This window comes from candidate division KSB1 bacterium (assembly GCA_022562085.1).
Taxonomy (GTDB): domain Bacteria; phylum Zhuqueibacterota; class Zhuqueibacteria; order Oceanimicrobiales; family Oceanimicrobiaceae; genus Oceanimicrobium.
In genome coordinates this window covers 1-7,821 of record JADFPY010000214.1, presented here as the reverse complement: position 1 = coordinate 7,821, position 7,821 = coordinate 1, and the positions used below count along the sequence as shown (strand labels likewise).

Here is a 7,821-nt window from a genome sequence, read left to right as displayed (position 1 = left end):
GGACAATCAGGGCAACGGGTAAGGCGGCCTTGCTTAAACTGGTCAGCACCGATTCCATCCACCCAAAAAGTGAGACATCAAAATAATTAAAGATGAATCCCAGGAGCAGACTGAAGATGATGGGATTTCTAAGCGAGGTGTAAAATGCTTTCGCCAAACTGCGCAAATTCATAGAACCCGCTTCTGCTGCCGTGACCAGATAGGACGATAGTGTTAACAGAAATCCGGCATGAATGGATATTATCACAAATGCCGGAAGTATCGCTTCGCTGCCCATATAATTTAGCAGAACCGGAATACCCACCAGGACGGTATTTGAATAGCTCGCACTGAGTCCGGCAATCGTGGCATGGACTTGATCGGGAAAGAGAAACTTGTTGAACAGATAGCGGGACAAAAAATAGGTGACGGTGAGGGGTATGTAAAAGGATAGAAGATATAGGATATTTAATTGCTCAATCTCCCTTGCTTCGTACATTCCTTTGAAAAGCAAGGCCGGGATCAAGATGGAGAATGTCAGGGTTGAGGTACCATTTCTTGCACCTTCACTAATGACATTGAACTTGATTAGCGCCCAGCCGATGCAGGAAATGCTCAAAATTGGCAGGATGATTTCGAAGATGCTCATGAAGCAGTTTTCGTAAGATTAATCGATGGGAGTGGGTTCTGCCGCCGTCTGACCTTCATTTTTTGTAACTCCTAACTGCTCGAACATAGTGTTTGATAAGCGATACATGGTAAAAAGGGTTTGGTGTCTATGCTAGCTTAAACCATTGAATTTGTTTTTGTTCAATGAAGCCGAGTTTTCTCACTAACTTTATGGATCTGGTATTTTCTTTTTTAATATATGCAAAGGGTCTCTTGCCCTGGCTTCTTATCTGCTCGCTTAATCCTAAGGTGATTTGATAGCCGTAGCCCTTTTTTCGATGGCTTTCAAGGACATGCAGAAATCCTATCGCACCATCATCTTGAGTCAATGCCCATGCAACTAACTGGTCCTTTTCGTAGATTGCCGCGCTGGGTCCTCGTGAAATCCTGTCCTCAACGTATTCGACAGAGAAGTAATCCTGGTAATCGGAATTCTCGCAGACATAAAGCGCATCATCAATATTGAGAGAAAGATGAGGATACATTGGCTTGGGCAATAGCACATGCTTTGGGAGAATATACTGAATCAGATTGAGATCCCAGGCGATTTTTCTATTTCCGATTAAAAGCGATACCATCCAGTCCTCAATTGCCGCGAAATAAATGTCTTCCTTAGTAAGTCTAGCCGCCAACTGTCTCAATTCAGCCTGAGAGTTACTGCTGATGAATACCCAGAGATGATCGCTCACGCCTCGTAAAAGTACGGAATTCCCGACTCGCTCATAGCTTTGGTAGGCATATGTTTCGATGAAATTGAGGATATTAATATTTCGCTCTCGATCCTTTTTAAGTAAATCAATCACGACATTGAAGTCGTCAATCGTCAGTGCTTCCATCTACAGTAAATTCCTGGAGTCGATGTGCGTTGTTGGGACAACGTCGCTCATCATTTCTGCTTTGGGTTTCGAAGTCCTTTGCAGGCACAAACGGGAAGATGCTTTTGACGGTTTTGGTTAGCATGTCTATACGCCTACGCTTACGTTCATTTCCTTTATCAATGCAGGAATCGCGTTGTCCAGATTCTTCTTATAAATTTTAGCAAACAACTTTCCGAAGAAAGAGAGACCCCTCTTTGATTCTTTTCCTTTCATGGTTGATCTCCTTAACTAGGTTATGGCAGACCTCATAATATTTTGAAAGATAAAAAGGCAAATCTAATTTTCTCTTTCCACATTTTGATTATATAAACTAAAAAGCCGGAAAACAAAAAGCAAATGGAAAATTGCAGATGATTTCACTTGCCGCCGGCCGGGCCTTGCGTCGGAGTGGGGAGAATGCTCAGTACGGGCTGCGATAAAAAATTACGCTGTTGCCGGCGTTGAAGGCGGAGGAATGATTTGATTCAGTAAGTTTAACCACCAAAATCAGCCGCGCGTTTTTTGCGTCGGTCTGGATTTTTTTGTGTACGCCTATTTGCTCATTAGAACCTTCATTTAGGCACGGGCTGAAGCCACGTGCCACACAGTTTCTTTTTATTAATGTCAAGGGCACCCGCGCGTATCGCTGGCTTGATGATCTGTCACGGCACACGTAACCTGATGGGCCAAACAAGTGGGTGATAAATCCTGTGCGAGCGTAAAAATAAAATTTAGTTAACAAATCTCAAGTGGAAAAAAAAACTTACGATACCATGGGAGGAACGGGTTTAGCTAACTTTTTGAAATCTTGGCGCGAGGCTGTGAATTTCTGGCTTACAATTGTGAAGCTCTGCAACTATTTTGAAGCCCGGTGAACCTAAAAGCTCTTACCATTCATGGCAAAGCGAATCAACTCACGGGTTCCCTGCTGCTGGATGGTTTAAACCTTAAACAAATAAATGTAAAAATACCCGTTAATTCTATCTCGACAGGTATGAAGGTGCGAGATAAGCATTTGCGACAGCGCATCTTTCAAACTGAAGACGGCGAATTCCCGGATATTGAATTTTTTAGCTCAGGGGTTAATTGTACCGGTCAACCAGACAATATGGAATGCGACGTTAAAGGATTTTAAAATACGGGGGGTGCCTAAAGAAGTCTCCATTCCTTTAAGTATAACTTACAAAGGAGGGGAATATCGGACTAAAGGGGTGATAGTTATTAAACTTACGAAACATGAAATTAGCCCTCCTAAACAATTTGGAGTTAAAGTAGAGAATAACGTAATAATAAAATTCGAAATTTTAGGGCATGATGAGTTACAAAATTATACTTGCTATTATTCTTATTGATGTTGATAGGCAAACCACTTTGACCTAAAATATAATTTTCGAAATTTGGAGAAAATAGAATGGCAAGGAAGCAAGGCCGAACGAGGGATTATCTTATAAGACCTGTTTCTCAATTCAAAATTAGTGGTTCTGTTGCGGTCTTGATGGTCGCGATTTTTGTTGGAGTAATTGTCATCAACTACTTAAAATATTCATATATCACACGAGTCATGAGCAATTTTTATAGTTTAAATGAGGAGACGAGAGAGATTTTGTTAGGTATTCGAATGCGACTTTTGATTACGGACGTTATTTTAATCATAGCTGTTTCGCTTGTAATCATTTTAGTTTGGATAAAAATGACCCATCGAATTTATGGTGCTACTGAAAAGTTTGCTCGCCTAATGATTGAAGGAAAACTGGAAATTGAACATATGCTGAACAATCTCGATCAAGGAATATTCACCATCAACCCGGATTGTTCAATCAATGCCCAACATTCTCTACGTGCACGCACCTTGTTTGGTATGGACAATTTTCAAGGAGCAAAACTTGAAGAAATATTTGATGCTGATGAAGACGGGATCAGAGTTTTCAAGAAATGGGTTGAGTTGGTCAGAGAACCAAGATTTTTTAAAAAGTGGAAAATGTATGAGAAACTGAATCCATTTCGTGTAATTAACAAGAAATCAAATGGTTTAGTGCAAGTCCTAAAAGTTGATTATAGACCAATAGTAACGGATAATTCCTTAGCTAAAATCATGGTGTTAACCACTGATATCACAGAGAAAGTAAAATCTGAAAAGGCCCTTAAGAAGAGCCGGCGTGAGCAGGAAGCTCTGATGGAAGGAGTCATAGCCCTTGTAAATACTGATAAACCTGCCGTTGATAAGTTCGTCGGAGACATCGAAGGATATTTAAGAGGCTTTGATCAAATTAAATCTTCTAAACGTTTGTCAACAAATGTCACTCAACTTTACCGTGATATGCATACCATCAAGGGGAATGCCGGGACATTTGGATTTGGAAATTTAGCAAGGCTGGCAGGCAACCTGGAAGAATTATTTATCAAACTCAAAACAGAGAATATCTCAGATTTGTATGAGCAATGGTGCCAAGGTCTTGAGCTATTCACAACAGAGTTTGGGAACATTACCGATCTTCGGAGAAAGATCTTTTCAGGAGACAAAAAAGATAGAATCGGCATAAGTGGCGCAGCATATAATAAACTCATTCAAGGGATCAGTTCCGGCGAAATTTTAGATATAGATCAGATTTTTGAGCATCTATGTAATCTTGATTCTGAACCATTTGCGTCTTATTGCAAGAAGTATCAAAGAATTATTCAGCTCTATAGGGAAAAGTATAATAAAAACATCGAGGATCTCAAGATTGAAAACCCAGAACAAATGGTTCATAGGGATATTATGCATGCCTTAGACCCGAGTATGGTCCACATTATTCGCAATGCAGTAGACCATGGCATAGAAAGGAATGAAGAAAGAGAAAAAGCAAATAAGGGAGCAGGCATAATCAGCATATCGTTTGAGAGTGACAAAAACGGGTCAACCTTAACGATATCCGATAATGGCAAGGGAATGGATCCGGACCTAATTGCCAAAGTTGCTGTTGAACGTAACCTCATTCCAAAGAAAGATTTAGCGAAATTATCCACAGAGGAAAAAATAAACTTGATATTTGAATCAGGGCTTACAACTAAGAAAGAGGCCGGTGAAATAAGTGGACGTGGTGTAGGTCTGGATGCAGTTAAGACGTATATGGAAAAATTGAATGGTTCTGTTTCCATCGAAACAAAGGTAGGCAATGGCACTATTTTTGTGCTGAAATTACCGCCTATATTGCGAGAAAACAAACTCGAAATTCGAAACAAATACAAACAACAAAAAATTCCAATCAGAGAGTCATCCTAAAGAAAGTACGTAAGACAAACGGACTCATGCATAAACCTATAACCTAACAAAAGGAATGGTTAAAATGGCAAAAATAATTATTGTCGACGATAGTGACTATTTAAGCGAGGAGATAAAAAAATTTTTAGAAGCTGACGGGCATGAGGTGCTTGCCAGAGGAAAAGATGGCGAGGAAGGCGTGGAACTATATAAACAGCATAAACCCGGTTTGACACTTTTGGACATAACTATGCCAAATAAAGACGGTCGGGAGTGTTTGCATGAGATATTAGAATATGACGAAAATGCAAGAGTTGTTTTCATATCGGCGGTAAAAGATACAGAAATACTTATGGAATGTCTTAAAGCAGGGGCAAAAGGGTTTATTGAAAAACCTCTTAAATTCAGAGATGAAGAATTCTGTAAGGAATTTAGATCAACCATAAAAGACGCAATCGAAGATTGAACATAACCGAGGTAGACAAATGAAACGATCCGCTTTGTTAGATAAACTTTCTACCGGATGTTTACAAGCTATAAACGATATGAGCGGTTTATCTTTAGCAATAAAAAGATATTCAGACTATCAACTGGAAGCTTTTTGTTGCCAAATGAAAATGATAACCATTTTAGATTTTTCGGGCTCAATTATGGGGTTTTGCGCTGTTTCATTTGAGGAGCAAATGGCAGCAAATATCTTAGGGTTGGGCACGCTGCCATCTGAAAGTGAAAGAAATGAATTGCGATTAGAATACGGAGGATTCTTTAAAGAAATTTTAAATAGCTCATCCGGAGATTGGCTTACATTGCTTCAAAAAGATTATCCTGTTTTAACCATTTTATCGCCAAAAATAATTTATGGAACTGTTGCTTATCCCAGAACTACCTGCTACATCCGAGAGGTAGAAACAGAAATAGGTACCTTTAACTTTTATTTCAGCATTGATATGATGAAGTTGGATGTAAATCGCCTGAGAGAGCGTTTGACCCAATCAGAAATAAGGTTAAAGAGGATGCTTGAAAGGGTCAGGCAAGCCAAGGATGCTGAGGCGGCCAACAAGGCTAAAAGTGAGTTCCTAGCCAACATGAGCCACGAGATTCGCACGCCTTTAAATGCAATTATTGGGATGACCGAACTAACCCTCGAGACGGAGTTACATTCGGAACAGCGAGAGTATTTAAATGTTGTACTATCTGCCTCAGAAGGGCTGTTCTCTTTGATTAACGATATACTTGATTTCTCAAAGATTGAGGCAGGCCAGATGGTTCTTGAGCAAATCCCATTTGATTTACGTGGACTCGTTGAGGAGACAGTGGGATTATTTATTGCTCAGACTGAGGCAAAAAATCTCGAGCTGCTCTGTTACGTTGAACCCCAAATTCCTACCTGGTTCGTTGGGGATCCTGTCCGACTACGCCAAATACTTGTAAACTTGATCGGTAATGCCATTAAATTTACCGAAAAAGGAGAAGTGGCAATCAAAGTTGAGTCATCAAAATCCCACAAGGAACATGAGAATAAAGTAAACAATTTAGAACTTCATTTTATGATCTCAGATACGGGTGTAGGAATAGCCAAACAGCAACAAGCAAAAGTTTTTGCAAAATTTACCCAAGCCGACAGCTCCACTACCCGCAATTTTGGCGGCACGGGGTTGGGATTGAGTATTTCCAAATCTTTGGTCGAATTCATGAGTGGACGCATGTGGTTGGAAAGTAAGAAAGGATGTGGTACGACGTTTCATTTTGATTTGACTTTGCCTCTGGACAAGGTTAGAGAAGTGAAAGAGGTAGAAGATGGCCATCCGGACTTCAAGGATGTTTCCGTGTTGTTGGTAGATGACAATCGCAATAATCGACTCTTTTTGCAAAGGACATTGCAGTTCGTAGGATTTCAGGTAGTGGAAGCGGAAGATGGTGCTGACGCCATTTCTATTTTGCGGAAAAACGGCAAGCAATTTAATTTAGTGATACTTGATTATCGAATGCCGTTACTGGATGGGGTCGAGGTGGCTAAGACCATTCGAAATGAACTTAAACTTACCGATATTAAAATTGTCATGCTATGCTCCTTGGGCGAATTCAGCGCACGAGTTCAAAAACAACTGAACATTGCAAAATCTATCACCAAACCGGTTAAACAATCTAAGTTATTCGATACTTTGAGGCAGGTTTTGCGCCCTGATCAGGCCAAAACGGAGGAGGTCAAACCACATGAGCCGAATTTGCAGTCCAGCAAACCAAAAGGAGATCATCACATACTGCTGGTAGAAGATAATGTAGACAATCAGAATTTGGCTAAGAGAATTCTGGAGAAAGCTGGCTATTTGGTAGATATCGCTGAAAATGGCCAAGTGGCCGTACAAGAGGCGCGGAAATTTCACTACGATTTGATATTGATGGACATTCAGATGCCGGTGATGGATGGCTTTGCCGCTGCCAAGAAAATCAGAAGCTTGGAGCGAAATACACACCAGGAACGCGTGCCCATCATTGCCCTTACCGCCCACGCTTTGCAGGGGGACAGGGAGAGATGTTTGGAGAACGAGATGGACGATTATCTCACCAAGCCACTAAGAAAGAAAGTGTTTTTGGAGGCCATTGCGAAATGGATAGACCCGCGACCGACCATACTAGTGGTGGATGATTCCGAAGTCAACCGTAATTTGATCAAGAATTCATCCGGCGTCTAAACATTTCTTGATTTCCTTACTACCATTTTGAAACAGAGACAGGTGGCAAAGGATGAAAAAAATCTTAGAACATTTGCCGGATATCATCATTTTAGATAGGGTAGTTTCTGTTATTGGTGGTACGACCCTACCCTAACGCGGACAAGCCCCGTGGGATAAATTGGGCTATCCAACGGGGCAAGCCGCAAATCTCAAAAAACAAACTACAAATTACAAGCTTGTCCCCGAATGTTCCCCGATTAAAGAAGGAGATCTCGTTGCCTTTTATGGCAGTTTTAGCGGCACTCACACAGGTCAAATGGGACCATTTCCTACCCAACTCTACTGCAACGTAGCAACAACCGCGGTTTTAAACAGTCCCGCCCTTGCTTGCCTTCATTTC

The 7,821-nt window shown here is 40.9% G+C and carries 7 protein-coding genes; 4 read left to right on the top strand and 3 right to left on the bottom strand.

What is annotated here, in order from left to right:
• From IH879_15750 to IH879_15740, 3 genes are all read right to left on the bottom strand, one after another.
• Window positions 1-628: AEC family transporter (locus IH879_15750; protein ID MCH7676381.1), on the bottom strand; the 628-nt coding region annotated here is incomplete at its 3' end.
• Window positions 629-755: 127 nt separating this feature from the next.
• Complete coding sequence (locus tag IH879_15745) at window positions 756-1,484, bottom strand: GNAT family N-acetyltransferase (GenBank protein ID MCH7676380.1); 729 nt, start codon at window positions 1,482-1,484, stop codon at window positions 756-758.
• Entirely contained in the window at window positions 1,465-1,608 is a 144-nt protein-coding gene (locus IH879_15740; GenBank protein MCH7676379.1) for a hypothetical protein, read from the bottom strand. Before IH879_15740 ends, IH879_15745 begins: the two co-directional genes overlap by 20 nt.
• 768 nt (window positions 1,609-2,376) lie before the next feature.
• On the opposite strand from IH879_15740, the gene IH879_15735 reads away from it, so the two are divergent.
• The 4 genes from IH879_15735 to IH879_15720 all read left to right on the top strand — a co-directional run bounded on the left by IH879_15735 (window position 2,377) and on the right by IH879_15720 (window position 7,439).
• On the top strand, window positions 2,377-2,640 hold the full coding sequence (locus IH879_15735) for a YceI family protein (GenBank protein MCH7676378.1): 264 nt from the start codon (window positions 2,377-2,379) through the stop codon (window positions 2,638-2,640).
• A gap of 276 nt (window positions 2,641-2,916) precedes the next feature.
• Window positions 2,917-4,767: an Hpt domain-containing protein gene (locus tag IH879_15730; GenBank protein ID MCH7676377.1), complete on the top strand. Its 1,851-nt coding sequence runs from the start codon at window positions 2,917-2,919 to the stop codon at window positions 4,765-4,767.
• A gap of 64 nt (window positions 4,768-4,831) precedes the next feature.
• A complete protein-coding gene (locus IH879_15725; GenBank protein MCH7676376.1) occupies window positions 4,832-5,212 on the top strand; it encodes a response regulator in 381 nt (126 codons plus the stop codon).
• 19 nt (window positions 5,213-5,231) lie between these two features.
• The gene (locus IH879_15720; GenBank protein MCH7676375.1) at window positions 5,232-7,439 is read left to right on the top strand and encodes a response regulator; all 2,208 of its coding nucleotides are present in this window, start codon (window positions 5,232-5,234) and stop codon (window positions 7,437-7,439) included.
• The last annotated feature ends 382 nt before the right edge of the window (window positions 7,440-7,821 follow it).